At 68.7% G+C, this 16484-nt stretch carries 14 protein-coding genes; 8 read left to right on the top strand and 6 right to left on the bottom strand.

Annotated elements, in window-relative coordinates; all coding sequences use genetic code 11:
* Positions 1–2 precede the first annotated feature (2 nt).
* Entirely contained in the window at positions 3–1787 is a 1785-nt protein-coding gene (locus QQX04_RS10705) for a restriction endonuclease subunit S domain-containing protein (RefSeq protein ID WP_301129029.1), read from the bottom strand.
* Positions 1788–2285: 498 nt separating this feature from the next.
* On the opposite strand from QQX04_RS10705, the gene QQX04_RS10700 reads away from it, so the two are divergent.
* Together QQX04_RS10700 and QQX04_RS10695 are read left to right on the top strand one after the other, a co-directional pair.
* Entirely contained in the window at positions 2286–2489 is a 204-nt protein-coding gene (locus tag QQX04_RS10700; RefSeq protein ID WP_301129027.1) for a hypothetical protein, read from the top strand.
* 73 nt (positions 2490–2562) lie between these two features.
* A complete protein-coding gene (locus tag QQX04_RS10695) occupies positions 2563–3417 on the top strand; it encodes a Sir2 family NAD-dependent protein deacetylase (RefSeq protein WP_301129021.1) in 855 nt (284 codons plus the stop codon).
* Here QQX04_RS10695 and QQX04_RS10690 read toward each other — a convergent pair.
* Positions 3414–5354, bottom strand: coding sequence for a glycoside hydrolase family 6 protein (locus QQX04_RS10690; protein ID WP_301129019.1), 1941 nt, complete (start codon positions 5352–5354; stop codon positions 3414–3416). The two genes, QQX04_RS10695 and QQX04_RS10690, sit on opposite strands and share 4 nt — an antisense overlap.
* A gap of 253 nt (positions 5355–5607) precedes the next feature.
* On the opposite strand from QQX04_RS10690, the gene QQX04_RS10685 reads away from it, so the two are divergent.
* Positions 5608–7239 carry an Ig-like domain-containing domain gene (locus QQX04_RS10685; protein WP_301129017.1) on the top strand — a complete coding sequence of 544 codons (1632 nt, stop codon included), beginning with the start codon at positions 5608–5610 and terminating at the stop codon, positions 7237–7239.
* 37 nt (positions 7240–7276) lie between these two features.
* Here QQX04_RS10685 and QQX04_RS10680 read toward each other — a convergent pair whose 3' ends face one another.
* Complete coding sequence (locus QQX04_RS10680; RefSeq protein ID WP_301129016.1) at positions 7277–8458, bottom strand: DUF2510 domain-containing protein; 1182 nt, start codon at positions 8456–8458, stop codon at positions 7277–7279.
* Positions 8459–8709: 251 nt separating this feature from the next.
* Between QQX04_RS10680 and QQX04_RS10675 the strand changes: the two genes are divergently transcribed.
* A complete protein-coding gene (locus tag QQX04_RS10675; RefSeq protein ID WP_301129014.1) occupies positions 8710–9192 on the top strand; it encodes a hypothetical protein in 483 nt (160 codons plus the stop codon).
* Between the two features lie 37 nt (positions 9193–9229).
* Here QQX04_RS10675 and QQX04_RS10670 read toward each other — a convergent pair whose 3' ends face one another.
* Positions 9230–9817: a hypothetical protein gene (locus tag QQX04_RS10670; protein WP_301129012.1), complete on the bottom strand. Its 588-nt coding sequence runs from the start codon at positions 9815–9817 to the stop codon at positions 9230–9232.
* A 240-nt stretch (positions 9818–10057) separates the two neighbouring features.
* Here QQX04_RS10670 and QQX04_RS10665 point away from each other — a divergent pair, with 240 nt between their 5' ends.
* From QQX04_RS10665 to QQX04_RS10650, 4 genes are all read left to right on the top strand, one after another.
* Positions 10058–10669: a TetR/AcrR family transcriptional regulator gene (locus QQX04_RS10665; protein ID WP_301129011.1), complete on the top strand. Its 612-nt coding sequence runs from the start codon at positions 10058–10060 to the stop codon at positions 10667–10669.
* 75 nt (positions 10670–10744) lie between these two features.
* On the top strand, positions 10745–12853 hold the full coding sequence (locus QQX04_RS10660; protein ID WP_301129010.1) for an alpha/beta fold hydrolase: 2109 nt from the start codon (positions 10745–10747) through the stop codon (positions 12851–12853).
* A 156-nt stretch (positions 12854–13009) separates the two neighbouring features.
* On the top strand, positions 13010–13258 hold the full coding sequence (locus QQX04_RS10655) for a hypothetical protein (protein WP_301129008.1): 249 nt from the start codon (positions 13010–13012) through the stop codon (positions 13256–13258).
* Positions 13259–13294: 36 nt separating this feature from the next.
* Positions 13295–13555, top strand: a complete 261-nt coding sequence (locus QQX04_RS10650; RefSeq protein WP_301129006.1) for a hypothetical protein — start codon at positions 13295–13297, stop codon at positions 13553–13555.
* Here QQX04_RS10650 and QQX04_RS10645 read toward each other — a convergent pair.
* Together QQX04_RS10645 and QQX04_RS10640 are read right to left on the bottom strand one after the other, a co-directional pair.
* Positions 13513–15039 carry a GGDEF domain-containing protein gene (locus QQX04_RS10645; protein WP_301129004.1) on the bottom strand — a complete coding sequence of 509 codons (1527 nt, stop codon included), beginning with the start codon at positions 15037–15039 and terminating at the stop codon, positions 13513–13515. The genes QQX04_RS10650 and QQX04_RS10645 overlap by 43 nt on opposite strands.
* A 75-nt stretch (positions 15040–15114) precedes the next feature.
* Positions 15115–16398, bottom strand: a complete 1284-nt coding sequence (locus QQX04_RS10640) for a DUF2254 domain-containing protein (protein ID WP_301129002.1) — start codon at positions 16396–16398, stop codon at positions 15115–15117.
* Positions 16399–16484: the final 86 nt, after the last annotated feature.

Genomic DNA, 16484 nt, shown 5'->3' with positions numbered 1-16484 from the left:
ACTCACAATTCGAGGTAAGGCGAGCGAGCGATCGCGAGAGGGATCGGCAGCTTCGCGAGCGCCTTTGGCTCCAGCTTCTTGAGTCCGATTCCTTGCGTGCGCGCTGCCGCATCGATCGCCTGTTGCCCGTCAGGACTCCTCAACCACTCAAGGATCGCAAGACGATCCTCATCCGACACACCCTCGTGCCATGTCCAGCCGTAGAGGTTGTTCACGATGGCTGCCGCGGCCTCGTTCACGACAAACCGCACGCGTCCGCGTGTCATTGGGCCAATGATGACATCCGGAACTACGAGGTCGTGGCCGAGGTCAAACCATTTGCCTGGCCTCGTCCGACACAGATAGGTCTGGTCGACTCCGGCGTCCTCCCCCTGCGAGAGGTACCTGTCGAGCGTCCGGCCCTGTTGCCGGTCCTTTTCCTGCGCCACGAGGAGCCAACGCTTCTCGGCGTCCCCGAGGGCAGGCAGGCTGTTGGTCGTTACCTCATCGGTGAACTTGAAGAGCCTTCGCACAAGTGGGACTGTCCAGTCGTGGATGTCGTGGAGCGCGACTTCCTCCTCTGATAGCACGAAGAAGTCGTTTGCACCCGTAGCTGTGCCGCGCCGCAGCTTACAGAAGTTCGATAGTGGAGTGCCGGTGTCTCCAGTTGGCGTTGGATTCACCGCAGGGACGGCGGCGATCTCGGTGGGCTGAGGACTCTCCTCTGCAACTGAAGCGAACAGCCCACGCCACGAGATCGCATCGGCCAGAATCGAGCGGTCGACCGGAGCCCGCGTCGGGGCAGGGTCATCTCTGGTCCATGTTGAGACAAGAAACTCCGACTCGCTGGCTCGTTCAGGACCGACCTGCAGTACTACGGCGTCGACCTGCGCGTCGGCGAATAGCCTCCCGTCGATGAGGCACAGTTCGATCCGCCGGCGATTGAGCTGCGAGAGGCGGGCTCGGAGTCTTGCCGCGTACTGCGACTCCAACCACTGTGCCGGGAGCAACAGGCACAAGCCGTCGTCGGCCGCCAGATGCTTTATCGAAATGGCGGTAATCAGCGCCGACAAACTTGCACGAGAGCCGCACAGCCCCTCGGCGTCGCGCGTCAGCCGCTCGCGGTCCTCAGCCGAAAGTAGTTGTGCTCGCGTGTACGGCGGATTTCCGAGAATGAGGCGCGGCCCAGGGGTCTTCGGGAGGTTGCCAATCCACCTGGTGTAGTCAGCACGAACGGTACGTATCCCTGGTCCCCGCGCATCGGTGTCACGAAGTTCCATCCCTGCGATCCACGAACGAAGCGCCAGGAGGCCGAGCGTCACTGGGTTGATGTCAACCGCGAAGACCTGCGCTTGGGGCCACTGTGTCGCCGCGAGTGCAGTGAAGACCCCCACGCCCGCTCCGACGTCCACGACGGAATGAGGGGTGGGCTCGTTCTCGACCCACATCTGCAGCATGAGGTCTGCCTCTGTACGCGGCGTGAAGAATGTTCCGAGTGGTCGACGGTTCTTGCCCGAGACAAGTAGTGCATAAAGCGATGCGAGGGCTTGGTCGGGATCCTCGCGTATTGCTTCGAGTGTCGCGTCGCGCACGCCATCGTCAGCGCGGGGGCCTGCTTCCAGCCAGGCCGTGACATCTGGGGGCCACTTCTGCCGATCACGTGGGGGGACAATCGACGAGACCAGGCCGCCGAGTGCGGCGAGCATCCGTCGCTCATCGGCGGATGCGCCTGGCACCAACTTTTCGGACAGCGGTGAGCCGGGAATTGACCGCAGCCAATCCAGCGTGGGTTCCAGATCCGCGGTCACGGGTCTGATTCTCTCGCATACCGCTGACACGGTTTGCACCCTCCTGGACCTACGGCTTCAGCTGGGCTTGCGCATGCTCGTTCTGGCCGCATGGATTGCCAAGCCGGTGTGCTCGCGAATCCTCGATAGGTCATGAGCAACAGTAGGGTCCTACGCGTTGTGTCGATCCAGTCTTTCGAAGGGCACATTATCAGGTGTCTTACGGCTTTCGCATGCTTGCGACGTGGGTATGGTGGATCTACGATCAGGCGTGATCGGTCCGTCTGGGAACAGCCGCAAGTGGGGGCGAACGTCACGCCCCGCAACGCGGTGCGGGATCCGCCCTGCCTCTCGCTCACGGGCCGCCAGTCGTCAATCTCGCGCATCGCTGCAGCGCCGCTCATGAAGCAACGTAGGAGGCTAGTCGTGAGGGGCATCGTCTTCGTCGATATCGACGTGTCCTGCCCCCCGTTTGGGCGTGGTGAACGAACTGGTGACAGTCGGGGTTTAGGCCGCGAGGTGTCAGTCCGCTCTTGCGTCGTCGTGCTCACGGGCTCATTCATCCCGGAGGTCACCTACAGGCAGATGCCAGAAGACGTCATGGTGCTCGACAGGATGGATCTCCCCCGCTGGTTCAAGAAGCGACCTGCGGTCCTCTCCCCCGATGAGGTTGAGGGAATCTACGAGATCGCGCGGCGTTCCACCACGTGGAAGTGGTCCTAGGGATCACGCGACACGCTTTACTTCCTAGGCATGCGACCATCAATGGACCAGCCCATGACCCCGGAGGTGGCGCGTGACGATCGAGGACACCGAGCTCCCCGAGCAGACGGAAGCCCTCGCGCGCGCTCTCGACCTCCTCGCCGAACGCACCATCGCCGCGCTCACGGGCGCCGGGCTCTCCACTGACTCGGGCATCCCCGACTATCGCGGCGCCAACTCGCCACGACGAACCCCCATGACCGTGCACGACTTCGTCGGCGATGAGGCGATGCGCCGCCGCTACTGGGTCGGATCGCACCTTGGCTGGAAGGCGTTCGCCGCCACGCAGCCCAACCCCGGACACGCCGCCCTCGCCGCGCTCGAAGATGCCAGCATCGTCACCGGCCTCGTGACGCAGAACGTTGACGGCCTTCACCTGCGCGCCGGATCGCAGCGCGTCGTCGAGCTGCACGGCAACATGCGCACCGTCACCTGCCTCGTCTGCGGCACGCAGTTCTCGCGACACGACATCGCCGAGCGCCTCGAGCGCGACAACCCCGTCCTCGCGGTCCCCGAGGAGGTCGAGCTCGGCCCCGACGGCGACGTGCTCCCCAGCACCTGGCAGACCCTCACCGTCCCCGACTGCACGGTCTGCGGCGGCACCCTCAAGCCCGACGTCGTCTTCTTCGGCGAGTACGTGCCCAAGCCCCAGACCTACGCCGCCGAGGCCATCGTGGACGAAGCCGACGCGCTACTCGTCGCCGGCTCCTCGCTCGCCGTCAACTCGGGCGTCCGCCTCGTGGAGCGCGCACATCGGCGAGGTGTGCCCATCGTGATCATCAACCGCGGACCCACCAAGGGCGACCGACGCGCCGCCGTCAAGATCGACGCGGGCACCAGCGAGACGCTCGACGCCCTCGCAGCCGCGCTCACACAGTCCGGCCGCTAGCCCCGCGCGCACCCCGTCACGGCAAGCCCCGACGGCGACCCGCTCGCCGTGAACCCAAATGCACCGGTCGCACCGACGGCTAGGGCGCCGTTCCAGCCCGCGTCGCGCACGGTCACGGTCCCGCTCGTGCCGGAGGCGTCGCCGTTCCACAGTCCGTCGGTCGAAGATCCGGCGGGAAGCACCAACGTGACCGTCCATCCGTTCATGGGCTGCTTGGCGGTCACCGTCACGTCGGCCTGGAAGCCGCCGTCCCACTGGTTGGGCGAGACTGCCACGACCGAGCACTGCTCGCCCTCGAACTCGGCGAGCACCTGACCCGAGCCCACACCACCGTCGGCCCCACCGGACCCACCCGAGCCCGACCCACCGGCGCCACCGCCACCCGAAGCGCCACCAGAGCCCGCATCGGCCGAGCCGCCCGACCCGTCCCCACCGGAACCGGCAGCCACCTCGCCCACGGGCAGCATCGCCGAAGCGTCCTCCCGCGCCGGCGGGTTCTCCTCCCCCACGGCCGGGTACGCGTTCGCGACCAGCTCGGTGAACTGCGACGCGAACCACTTGCCCGAGAGCGGCGCGTCGGCGAGCGCACCCGTCGCCTGGCCTGCGAGCCGGTCGCTCACATACGAGGGGTCACACATCGGGTCGAAGCTCTTGCCCTCGTCGTTGGGGATCTCGCTGGCGGACCCGTCGGACTCGCCCGGCGGCTTGACCCACAGGTACGCGTCGAGGTGCGAGTCGGGGTAGCCGGAGGGCAGGGCCTGCGGCCGCAGCCCGAGTCCCGCACCCGACTGGTTGCACCACGCCCCGCGGTGGGTGCGTTGGTCCAGCTTGTTCGATGAGACGTAGGCGTCGGCGGAGGAGGCGTCGACCACCGCCGTCGGCCGCGCGTCCCCACCCCAGCCGTTCCGAGACGTGTCGATGATCATGCCGATCGTGTCGGGGAACCCTGCACCCACGGCCCGCGAGTACAGGTCGGCGGTCCAGTCGGCCTCGTCGAAGTCGCGGTTCCACTCGTAGAAGCTGCCCGATCGGATCTCCGGGCCGCCCACCTGCAGCGACGCGTTCGGCAGGTACACCTCCTCGGTGGGGGTGTAGTTGGCGGTGTTGGTGACGAACCCGTCGACCGAGTCGAAGCCGGCCTCCGTGGACCGCACCACGTCCGCGAACAGCTGCACCGACGGCCCCGAGTTCGTATCCCAGCCCAGCCATCCCGAGTGCGCGGCGTCAAGGTAGGCGTAGACGTTCGGGATCGCGGCGAACGCGTCGAGCGCGTAGGCCACGCCGGCCCGGTAGTACGGGTCGGCGGCCTGACAATTCGGGGCCGACGCGTTGGTCACCAGGTTCGGCAGCGAGTCGGGCTCGATCACGGTGACGATGCGAAGCCCCTCGTACTGGGGCTCGGCGAAAATCGAGGCGAGCACGTCGATGTACTCGCTCTGATACCGCTCCAGCCCCTCGTCCGTGGCGGGAAGCTCGCCGTTCGACGCGAGCGCGAAGCAGTCCCGCCCCGGCAGGTCGTAGACCACGACGGTCACGGTGATGGGGGTGTCGCCGTCCCGCTGGGCCAGCGCGTCGTCAAGGTGGAAGCGAAGTCCGGGACCGTCGGCATTGCCCTCGATCGCGGAGATCCTGTCCATCCACACGCCCGTCGGCTGGGAGGACACCTGGATCATCGCGTCGGCAAGGTCGGAGTCCGACGTCGCGTTCGCGGTCCCCTGCACCTGGTCCGACCACATGCTGTTGACGTACATGGTGGCGCCCGCGAACGGGTTGTTCACGTGCACGCCGTCGGCCGCATGCTCACGGGCCTCGCGATCGGGCGCGGGGATCGTCGCCGAGTCGGTCGGCAGCACGTAGTCGTCCCCGGTGCACGCCGCGAGCACGAGCGCTCCCGCAAGAACCACAGCCAGCCCGCGCGCCAGCCCACTTGACCTCATCGCCACAGCATCCCCCTTCTCTGGCCTGAGAACGTTCCTACCCTGCCAGCGAAGCCGCTCGCGCACCAGGGCGGGGTGACCCACGTCGCACGGTCGCAGAATCGGAACCACGGCTCCGCTTCGCCTTCCGACCAGGCATGATCGTCGCCTCCGTGGCCGCGCTCACCCTTGCACCCAGTGCCACACTGCCCTAGGGTTGCGCGAAGTGCCTGGAACGACCCCGCGTTCCGGCATCCACAGGGGGAACACCGTCATGCGCTTGCGCCGTCCTGCCCGAATCACCGCCACCGCTCTCACCGCTGCAGCCTTCGCCGCGACTGGCGTCGCCGCCACCACGGCGAGCGCTTCGATCGACTTCCCGGACGACGTCGCCCTCTCCCCCGCCAACGGCGCCACCGGAGCGTCGGTCGACGACGACCTCCTCATGGGCTTCGGCGCCCCGATCCAGGCGGGGACGGGCAACGTCACGATCTACGAGACGAACCCGACCATCGCGTTCACAGACCCCTTGGACGACGCGTCGCTGCTGACGGTCACGCAGGGCGCGTTCTTCGCCGATGCCGAACCGTTCTTCGCCCCAGACCCGATCTTCGGAGTGAATGATGGCGCCGGCGGGGGCGACTTCGGCGGGGACACTCCGGGCGACCGCGTCAGCTACTCGGGCTTCACCGGAGGCTTCCTCGAGGCGACTGGGGTCGCCTTCAGCGGAACGAACCCCGTCGCGGTCGAGTGGACCGGCATCGACATCTCCGGGTTGACGCTCCTCTGGTTCTCCGCCGACTTCGCGTCCGCCCTCGCCCCCGACCAGAACGACTCCGTGCGTGTCGAGGCCCAGATCGACGGTGGCGGCTATCGGCCGGTGCTGGAGTTCACCCCGCCGGTCCAGGACGGCACCTTCGAGGCGACCGACACCGGTGAACAGCTCAACGCGACGGCCAACAATTTCGCCCGCGCCCTCAACGGAACGGGCACCACGCTCGACCTCCGCATCACGATGAGCCTCAGCGGCACCGACGCCACCGGCGACGACATCGCGTTCGACAACGTCAGCATCGGCGGCAACACCGGCGCCCCGACCATGGTGGAGCAGCTGGCCGTCGGCTCCTCGCGCGTGTCGATCTCGGGCAGCGCCATCATCGTCGACCCGACGACGGCCCTCGACGAGTTCACCCACCACTCGATCCTTGTGGACGAGGGCGCTCTCACGGACACCGAGCCCACCCCGACAGACTTCGCCGGCTTCACGACGCTCGCCGACTGGAGCTTCACCACCGGGGCGACCACACCGCCCGCCATCGTCAGGCTCAGCCCCGCCGACGACTCCACCTCGGTGCCCGTGGGCGGCACCCTGTCAGTGACATTCGACCGCACCATCACGCCCAGTTCGGGCACGATCACCATCCACCGCGAATCCGACTTCACCATGGTCACTGCGTTCGACATGTCCTCGGACGTCAGCGTCTCGACCACGTTCGTGACGAACGACACGATCAGCTTCACGCCCGCGTTCGACCTTGACCTCGGAACCGAGTACTTCGTGCTCATCTCGCAGGGAGCGGTGGACGACGCAGCCGTCCCGTCGAGCCCGTTCCCGGGGCTCGCCAGCACCTTGGCGTGGACCTTCACCACAAGTGCAGTTCCGGTGGACGACGCAAGTCCCGAGCCTTCGCCGAGCGCCTCCCCGTCCGTCAGCGCCTCCCCCTCCGTCAGCGCCACCCCGGCGTCGGACACGGACGACGACAGCGCCACCGATTCCGGCACGGCCTCCGCGTCAGACGAGCTCGCCGCTACCGGCCCGTCCGATGCGACAGTGGGGCTCCTCGCGGCGGCCGTGCTCATCGCGCTGGGTGCCGCGACGATCGCGATCCGCGCCCGCCGTAGCTGACCGCGCCCACGAGGCACTAGATGCCCATGGGGACCCGCTACATCCCGAAGCCCCACATCATGCCGTCGACGATCCAGTCGGCGTCGATGGCGCGGCTGTCGAGCTTCGGGTCGTTGCTGGCGACGAGGAAGTAGTCGTACGCCGACCCGTCGGCCCCGCCGTCATCCCAGGCGGCGTCGACGACCAACCAGGATCCGCCCACGTAGACACGGTTCCAGGCGTGCGGGAGCACGTCCTGCCCGTCGGCGGCCGTGCCGGTGATGACGACGCTGCGATAGCCGGCGGCGTCGGCCAGCGCCTGGAACGCCTTGGCATAGCCCTCCCCGACGGCGCGACCCGCGACAAGCGCCCCGTACGCCTCCTGCGACTGCGTGACGGCCGCATAGGTGGAGGTCGTGAGCGAGTTGCGGCGAGCGTCGAAGGCGGCCTGATCGAACTCCGCGGTCTCGATCAGCGCGTCGTGGAGGGCGCGGAGCACGGCGACATCGCCGTCGGCCTCCTGCACCTCGGTGGAGGTGACGATGCGTTCGACAACGGCAGCTGTCTGCGAGCGTCGGTTCTCCGCCTCGGCGTCGCCGTAGCGGTAGCTGGGGATGATCTGGGTGGCGTCGTCGGTGAAGGACCAGCCGGTCGGGTCGATATACACGTACGGGTTCTGCGCGGCGACCTCGAGCATCGCGTCATCCAGGATCTCCCGTGCAGTCTCCCCAGTCGCGGTGAGCCAGCCGACGTCCACCGTGTCCTCCTGCGCGATGAGGCTGCGCGCCAGGTAGACGCTTCTGGCGTCGCTGCCGAACACGGGGTAGTCGATCGCGGGGCCCTCGGGCACCGCGCCGCCCGCGTAGGCCGACCAGCGGACCGTCCCGGACACGACGGCGAGATACGAGACGGTCAGCATGACGATCACACCGAAGACGGCGAAGCCCGCGTACCAGCCCTCGCCGACCCTGCCAGGCAGCCGACGCGGGGACTCCACGCCCGGGAGCACAGGGGCCACACGACGCTCGCGCCGGGGTCGACGCTCCTCCCGCGTCGACTCCATCTCGCCGAACTCCGTCCAGAGCGGATCCACACAGTCGAGCCCAGTCTCAGCATCGCGGGTGCGCGAGGTCCAGGCGCGGCCGTCCCAGTAGCGTTCGACCCCGATCACGCTGGGATCGGGCAGCCAGCCCGCCTGGGGCAGCTTGGGCCGCCTCACCTGTCCGTCGCCTCCCGGCATGAGACCTCCTGACACCTTCTGTCTTCACGCTAGCCCGCGTGGCGCGCTCGTGCCTGGTCAGAGGACGTTTTCGCAGGTTCTCCGCACGGGCAGGAAAGGACGGTGCGCGGTCGATCACGATGTGGATTTATCCACTTCTCGCCGGCTACGCCGCCCGACCTGCACCTCCCGGCACAAATGAAGGCATAGGGTGCATATCGGGCACGGCGGCGCTTCCCTCAGCGCGTCGCGGGCCTGATCAAGGGGGTTTCATGAGCTGGTGGACGAAGAAGCACGCGCCCGAGGTGGCAACCCAGGCGCCTGCACAGGCACGGCATGTGGCGATCGGGTTCACCGATCCCGTCGCCGGGCCAAGGCAGCTGGTCGACGCGACTGGCGACGTGTGCGCGAGGCTCGGCCTCACGATGACCGTCGTGAGCGACGAGGCGCAGCTGATCACCGCGGCCGACGACATGACGAGCGCCGACGTGGTGGTCTTCCCCCACTTCGACGCGCTGACGCTGGGAATCGAGGACGGAAGCGACCCGCATTGGCAGGGCACCCGTCTCTCCCCCGCAACAGCGTCGGCCTCAGGCGTCACCTACGTGGTCGGGACGACGGGTCAGGACGGCATCACCCTGCAGACGCTGCAGACCCTGTTCGGGTCGGATGTGAAGTCGATGCTCATGCTCGCCGGGTCCGCGCGGGAGCTCGCGAAGCTCGAGCTTCTGCTCGAGGAGGCGCTGGGCGCCTAGACGCCCCGAGGTCGACGCGCCGGGCGGAGGCTGCTGCTCAGGCCGCGTCGGCCTCGGGCTCGGGCTCGGCCTCGTCGGCCGAGAGCAGCTCGTGCAGCGTGCGCAGCGGCTCGCGGAGCATCGACTCGACGATCCGCGGGTTCGCCTCGTAGCCGGCGAGCATCTCAAGGACCGACTCGCACAGGTCCGCGATCTCCTCGTCACGCTCGCCACGGTCGTGATGCACTGCGGCACGCGCGCTCAGGATGGGACCACGCAGGGCGAGCATGATCTCGGGGTCAGTGGCCTCGGCGACCAGCGCGTCGTACTGCGCCTCCGTCTGCTCGAGCACCTTGAGCGCACCCTCGTCCTCGCCCACGATCAACCGCGAGCGCGCCGTGCCGACGCCGATGCGGATCAGCTCGGTGCGCTCATACTGCGTGGGGCCGCCGTCGCGGAGCGTGTAGCGGGCCACGTCGAAGGCCTCGGTCCATGCCGCGTTCGACTTCTCGTACTCCTTGGCGAGCGCCAGCTCCATCGAGTACCACGAGAGCTGCTGGGCCAATCGAAGCGCACCCTGACGCGGCTCCTGCTTGAACTCCGTCCGGAGCCTGATCACCTCACGACGCGTCTTCTCGATCCCCATGACAGCACTCTAAGTGACATCGGTCACAGCACAACCCTCAACATCCGGGCTTCGCGGCCGATCTGCAGTCCGGGACACGACTCGAATCACCCAAGCGGGTACATAGTGGTCGCGCGCGACAGCCACGTACCCTGCGCGAAGGATTGACACCCCTTGCGCTCCCGCCTACGGTCAGACGTATCGGTCGAGCGACCGAAACCGCCAGCCGACACCGCCGTCGGCCACGACACGGAGGCGCCGTTGCCCGCAGCAGACACCAGGCACATGATCCTTGAGGCGACGCGCGACTGCGTGCTCGCCGATGGATATGCGGCGCTGTCCACCAGGAAGGTCGCCGAGCTCGCGGGCGTCCCCCTCAGCCAGATCCACTACCACTTCGGGTCCAAGGAGAAGCTGGTCCTCGCGCTGCTCGAGGCCGAGAACGAGCGCCTCATCGCGCGTCAGGCAGCGCTCTACGCGGGCGACGAGCCCCTCTCGGTTCAATGGGACCGCGCCTGCGACTACCTGGACCAGGACCTCAAGTCCGGCTACGTGCGCATCCTCAACGAGCTGATCGCCGCCGGATACTCGCGCCCCGAGCTCGCCGCGCGGCTGAACGTCCTGCTGGGCGAATGGATCAAGGTTCTCACCTCGGCCTTCGCCTACAGGCTCGACCGCGGGCTGGACCTGGGGCCCTTCACCGCGCCGCAGCTCGCGGCGCTCGCCGGCAACGTGTTCCTCGGCGCCGAGCAGTCCATCCTGCTGGGCCACGAGAACGACGCCCACCCCATCCGAGGAGCCCTGCGCGCAGTCGGGACCCTCATCGCCGACGCCGAGAGACGCGCCGGCCTCACCCCCGCACCCACCGGCTAGGGAGCGGCCCCGGAAACCACCCGCACGCAAGGAGTCCCCGCCATGCGTCCAGTAGAGCCGACATACTCAGGAACCGTGCCTCGCGCCGGAGCGGACCTCGCCTACGAGGTCTACGACCGCGATGCCCCCACCGTCCTCCTCGCCCCCACCTGGGAGCTCGTGGACTCACGGATGTGGAAGGCGCAGGTGCCGTACCTCTCCCGCCACTTCCGCGTCGTCATCTACGACGCGGCGGGCACCGGCCGCTCCTCCAAGCCTCGCGACACCGGCCGGTACACGCAGATGAATCGCATGCACGACGCCGTGGCTGTGCTCGACGCCACCGGCACCGACCGCGCAGGCGTGCTCGGATACTCGGCGGGCGGCACCTTGGGCCTTCTGCTCGCAACCTTCCACCCCGAGCGGGTCGACGGCGTGGTCGCCCTCGCCGCAGGGCATCCGCGCAACCCCGACCCGGAAGGCCGCCTCGCACCCCCGTGGGATCCCGACGGAGAGGAGCCGCCCGTCGGCTGGTCCAAGTTCAACCATGACTGGTGGCAACGGAACTTCCGCGACTTCGTCGAGTGGTTCATCCCCACGATCAACTCGGATCCGCACGCGACCAAGCTCCAGGAGGACGGGATCGCGTGGGCGCTCGAGATGGGTCCCGAGGCCGCGTGGAGCGCCATCACCGACTGCTGGGACCTCGACGTGGACGACTGGTACGCGCGCCTCGCGTCCTGCCAGGTGCCGACGCTGCTCATCCATGGCGACAAGGACACCAACACGAACCACGCCGGATCCGTCTACCTGAGCGATCTCATGCCTGCCGCACGCCTGCACACCGTCGAGGGTGCCGACCATCCGGTGCTGGCGCGCTATCCGATCCTCTTCAACCACCTGGCCCACGACTTCCTGAACGAGGCCTGGGACCTGGGCCCGCGCGTCCCCAGCACTCCCCTCGGCGAAGCCGCCACCACCGCCTATGCCGCGCCCGCGTCGGCGCCGAAACGAGTGCTGTACCTGTCCTCACCAATCGGCCTGGGGCATGCCCGACGCGACGTCGTGATCGCCGAGGAGCTGCGTGCCGCACATCCCGACGTGGTGGTCGACTGGCTCGCCGAGCACCCTGTGACGCGCGTGCTCGAGGAGGCTGGCGAACGCATCCACCCCGCGTCACGGCTGCTGGGGTCCGAGGCGGCGATCATCGACGCCGCGTGCGACGACCACACGCTGAACGTGCTCGACGCGGCACGCCAGATGGATGCGGTGCAGGTGCACAACTTCCACATCCTCGACGAGGTGCTCACAGCCGAGCGCTACGACCTTGTCGTCGCCGACGAGGCCTGGCAGCTGGACAACCATCTGTTCGAGAACCCCCACCTCAAGCGCGCCCCGATCGCATGGATGACCGACTTCATCGGCGACTACGGGATGCCGAGCGGAGGCGAATGGCAGGCGAAGGTCGCCCGAGACCTGAACACTCAGATGGTGGAGCACATCGCCACCTACCCCGACCTGCGGGACGTGTCGGTGTTCGTGGGAGGACCGGACGACGTGCCAACCGACCCGCTCGCCCCGGGACTCCCGACGATGCGCGACTGGACCCGGGAGCACTTCGACTTCTCCGGCTACATCACCGGGTTCGATCCGCGCGCGCTCGGCGACCGCGAGCGCCTACGCGCTCAGGTCGGCTTCGATCCGCGCGAGAAGGTGTGCCTCGTCTGCGTGGGCGGCTCGGGCGCTGGCACGAGCCTGATCCGGCGCGTGGTCACCGCGGCACCGGCCGCACGTCGCGTGCTGCCCGAGCTGCGCATGATCGTCGTGACGGGACCATGCATCGACCCGTCCACGATGCCTCAGGTGCCCGGCGTGGAGTATCACGCGTACGTGCACGGGCTCTACCGCTGGCTCGCCGCCTGCGACCTCGCCGTGGTTCAGGGTGGACTCACGACGACCATGGAGCTCACGGCCGCGAAGGTGCCGTTCATCTACGTGCCGCTGCGGGAGCACTTCGAGCAGAACCATCACGTGGCCGCGCGCCTGCGGCGCTACCGGGCGGGCCGCCGCATGGACTACGACGAGCTGGATCCGGGGGCGCTGGCGCAGGCGCTGCTGGACCTGCTGTCGACTCCGGTCGACTATGCCGAAGTGGAGACCGACGGGGCCGCGAAGGCCGCGGCTCTCATCGGGGCCGCGCTGTAGCCGCCTCGGATGACGCGAGAAGCCCCCTGCTAGCACGTCGACTTTCCCGCCCCTGTTGACGGATCACCATCTCAGTCGCATGCTGGAACAAGTTCGGTCGATCGACCGAACAAGGGCGACAGAGACGTCGTCCCGAAACGAACAGGAGTCCCCGCCATGTTCACCTACCCCGACGACGCAGCACCGTCCCGCACGCCGGCACCGGACCCGCATTTCGCGCTTCCGCTGATGTGGGCCCAGGCCTTCGAGGACCGGCTCGACAGGCGCGAGCAGCGGAGGGAGTCCCGCGGCACCCGCTTCCGCCCCGCGCCCTTCCAGCGCTGGAGCGCATCGCTCCGCCACGCCTGGAGCCACCTGCGCACCTCACGCCCCGACCGCTTCAGCGGCACCCCGTTCCCGGCCTGATCCCGACCACCACCGCACGACGAGAGAGTCCCCATCATGTACCTGTCAGACGACGGCTTCGTCCGCACCCGCACCGTCCCCGCCGACCCGAACTACGCGCTCGTGGCGATGCTCGCCTACGGCTTCCAGGCTGAGCGCGACGACCACCACCGCCGCACCGCCGGCGGAGTGAGCACCTCGCCGCGCCAGTCGGAGCTGCTGGACCGCCTCACCAAGGCCGGCCGTCTCGTGCTCGACCGCGTGCGCGCCTGGAGTCACCCCAAGGCGCTTGGCGGCGGCACCGCCTCGCCCGCCTGAGGCGCTCCGGCAGACTCCTCGTGCCTGAGCGAGCGCAGCCCGCCGCGCACCCCCTTCATGGAGTACATGCGCGCATCGGCCGACGGCAGCAGCGCGAGCACCTCGCCGTCGGACGTGGACGCATAGCCGCAGCTCACCCCCACCGACGCGATGCCCCGCTGCGTTGCGATCGGAGCCTTGAGGAGCGCGGCAACCATGTCCGTGACCGTCTCGAGCCGCTCGTCGTCAGCGCCGACGAACAGCGCCGCGAACTCATCCCCGCCGAGCCGCGCACACTGCACCGCCTCGCCGCAGGCCTCGCGAATGCGATGCGCGGCCGCACGGAGGACCTCGTCGCCGGCGTCGTGCCCCCAGGCGTCATTGACCTCCTTGAAGCGGTCGAGGTCGAAGAACATCACGCTCACGCGCTCCTCCGAGCCCTCATGCTCGTGCAGCGCCTCGAAGAACGCGAGCCTGCTGGCAAGCCCGGTGAGCTGGTCCGTGCGTGCGAGCCTGCGGATCTCCAGATGGTCGCGCGCATGCTGGACGATCAGCTCCGACCGCGCGATCGCGACGACAACCGCCCTCGCATGCCGTTCGGAGACGTCCGGCGACATGCCCACCAGAAGGCGGCGCACCGGCGACGGGTCAGCGAGCGGCACCTCGCGCCAACGACGACCCTCAACCTCGAACACCGACGGGTCGCCGTCGATCGCCGACACGTCAGGACTGACCTCGGGTCGCCAGGACTCGAGCATCACGCACTGGCCGTCCCTCGCCTCCGGCACGCTGTCCGTCGCCACCCAGCGCCCCTCCAGGCGCTCCACCTGCACCACCAGCAGGTGCGGCACCTCGGCCGCCAAGGCACGCCAATGCGCCTGCTCCCGGGACTGAAGCTCGTCCTCGTCCAACTCGCCGACCATGGAGGCTCCGAACCGCACCTCGATCGACGACACCGCCGCGATCGCGTCGTGCTCCTTGAGCATGAGCCCCAGCCGACGGGAGGTCACCCCCATCGCCACCCACACCGGCACGGCACTCAACGCGGGAATCGAGTCGATCCACGTGACGGCGTCGGCCCGGGCATAGTCCGCGACCAGGAGCACGCCGGTATAGAGCAGAGTGCGCACGGCGACGCCGACGCGGGAGCCGCCGAGCGAGCGATGCCACAGGGAGGTGGACATCGCCAGAGGAGCCTCCCAGGGCAGGGTGAGCGCGGTGGTCAGCATCACGAAGCCAGCGGCATCCAGCAGGTCAGCCGCAGGCTCGGGAAGCCAGCGTCGGCGCAGGCCGAGCGCCGCGACCAGCACGAGCACGAGCCCGGCAGAGCCGACCAGCAGCGAAACTGTTCCCTGGCGCAGCAGATCGGGCAGCACGACAAGGCTCGAGAGCACCGCGAGCGTGCAGATGCCGCGCCCCGCGCTTCCGAAAGCGCCGCCAGGGCGGGTGAGAGCCACCCTGCGCGCGGAGGCGCGCACACTCTCCACCGCGCGTCGCACCGTCATGCTGGCATTCCTCTCAGGACTGAGACTGTGGAATGCCTATCGGACGCCGACGCGCGCGCGTAAGGAACTGGCGGGCTACGCGCCCAGCCGGAACACCTCGTCGGCCGCGGCCTGCACGGCCCGCACATCAGCCCCATTGTCCAGGCCCGCCACCGAACGCTCCGCCGCACGGGCGCACATGCCCATCAGCGCGTCACGGTCCTCAGCGCTCGGCGCGATCTCCACCAGATGACCGAGCACCTTCTGGATCCTCAGGCCCACCTCGACCAGCGGCGCCCCGTCGCGCGCGAGCGGCCGGAAGGCGTCCTCGAGCAGATCGTCGAGCACTACCGCAGGGACGTGCACGCGCCGGAACCTCGGCTCGTCCACCGGTTCACCGACGAGCAGCTCGGTGAGCACACGCTCGATCGCCCCCAGCACCTCCACCGCGGTCCCGGGATCGTTGGTGGACGGCGAGAGGGCACGCGACCCGATCTCCGCGAGCGCCACCAGGCCCAGCCGCGGATCCTGCTCATAGGTCCGATGCTTCTCGATGAGGAACGCCGCACACACCTGGTCCCGCAGGCTCTCGGCGTCGTCGGAGCCGTCGCGACGCACCGACTGCGCGCCTGACACCCTGGCGAGCGCGCTCCCGCGACCGACGAACGACCCCGGCAAGGCGTCCACGTGGATGGAGACGCCCACCGCGTCGGCCGCGGCCTCGAGCGCCGCCACGTCCACGCCCGTCACATACCCGGCCGCCTCCGCACGCACGGTGAGCGCACCGTCGGGCACCGCGACAGGGGCGACGCCACCGAGGTGAGGTTCGCGCGCATAGTCACGCATCGTGTCGGTCGCGGCGTTCTCCACGCGGTCGATGACGTCAGGCACCCTCCCGAACCTGGTGAGGTGGTGGATCCAGCGCAGCAGCGTCCCCACAACCACCGCGATCACGATCAGCGTGCCCAGGAACAGGACGGTGCGGCCCTTCTCGCCGAAACCGTTCGCGCTCAACGCGACCAGGCCCACGATCGCGAACACGAACGTCCCCAGGAACGTGGACAGCGCGTTCTGAGAGGTCGGGTCGGAGATCAGCAGCTGGGTCGCGCGCGGCGTCGTGCCGCGCGCCGCCGCCGCATACGCCGAGATCATCGCGGTGAGCGAGAACGTCGTCACCGCCAGCATCGACGTGGCAAGGATCTGCAGGATCCCCGAGACCGCGCCCTGCCCGAAGTCGATCGCGAACGCATCCGGGAGCAGATCCGCAAAGCCCCACGCGACCGCGACCAGCAGGAGCGCGAGCGCCGTCACGAGCGCCAGGCGGAACCAGATCCGCTCAGGAAGACGCCTCAGGAAGGTCCGCCATCCGACCGCATCCATGAGACCTCCCGACAGCGCGGCCGCCGTGGACGCCGCCGGGGCGCGACGACACGGGCCGATGCGCCTCACGGTACGGCAACGAGGTC

It is taken from the genome of Demequina zhanjiangensis (genome assembly GCF_030418315.1).
In the GTDB taxonomy this organism is placed as follows: Bacteria; Actinomycetota; Actinomycetes; order Actinomycetales; family Demequinaceae; genus Demequina; species Demequina zhanjiangensis.
The sequence above is the reverse complement of the archived record's forward strand: the minus strand, read 5'-3'. Positions and strand labels throughout refer to the sequence as shown.

Excerpts from the sequence above, each read along its gene's own strand:
- QQX04_RS10690 (WP_301129019.1), bottom strand. The coding sequence starts at position 5,354 with ATGAGGTCAAGTGGGCTGGCGCGCGGGCTGGCTGTGGTTCTTGCGGGA.
- QQX04_RS10655 (WP_301129008.1), top strand. The coding sequence starts at position 13,010 with ATGTTCACCTACCCCGACGACGCAGCACCGTCCCGCACGCCGGCACCG.
- QQX04_RS10680 (WP_301129016.1), bottom strand. The coding sequence starts at position 8,458 with ATGCCGGGAGGCGACGGACAGGTGAGGCGGCCCAAGCTGCCCCAGGCG.
- QQX04_RS10650 (WP_301129006.1), top strand. The coding sequence starts at position 13,295 with ATGTACCTGTCAGACGACGGCTTCGTCCGCACCCGCACCGTCCCCGCC.
- QQX04_RS10645 (WP_301129004.1), bottom strand. The coding sequence starts at position 15,039 with ATGACGGTGCGACGCGCGGTGGAGAGTGTGCGCGCCTCCGCGCGCAGG.
- QQX04_RS10685 (WP_301129017.1), top strand. The coding sequence starts at position 5,608 with ATGCGCTTGCGCCGTCCTGCCCGAATCACCGCCACCGCTCTCACCGCT.
- QQX04_RS10640 (WP_301129002.1), bottom strand. The coding sequence starts at position 16,398 with ATGGATGCGGTCGGATGGCGGACCTTCCTGAGGCGTCTTCCTGAGCGG.
- QQX04_RS10670 (WP_301129012.1), bottom strand. The coding sequence starts at position 9,817 with ATGGGGATCGAGAAGACGCGTCGTGAGGTGATCAGGCTCCGGACGGAG.
- QQX04_RS10675 (WP_301129014.1), top strand. The coding sequence starts at position 8,710 with ATGAGCTGGTGGACGAAGAAGCACGCGCCCGAGGTGGCAACCCAGGCG.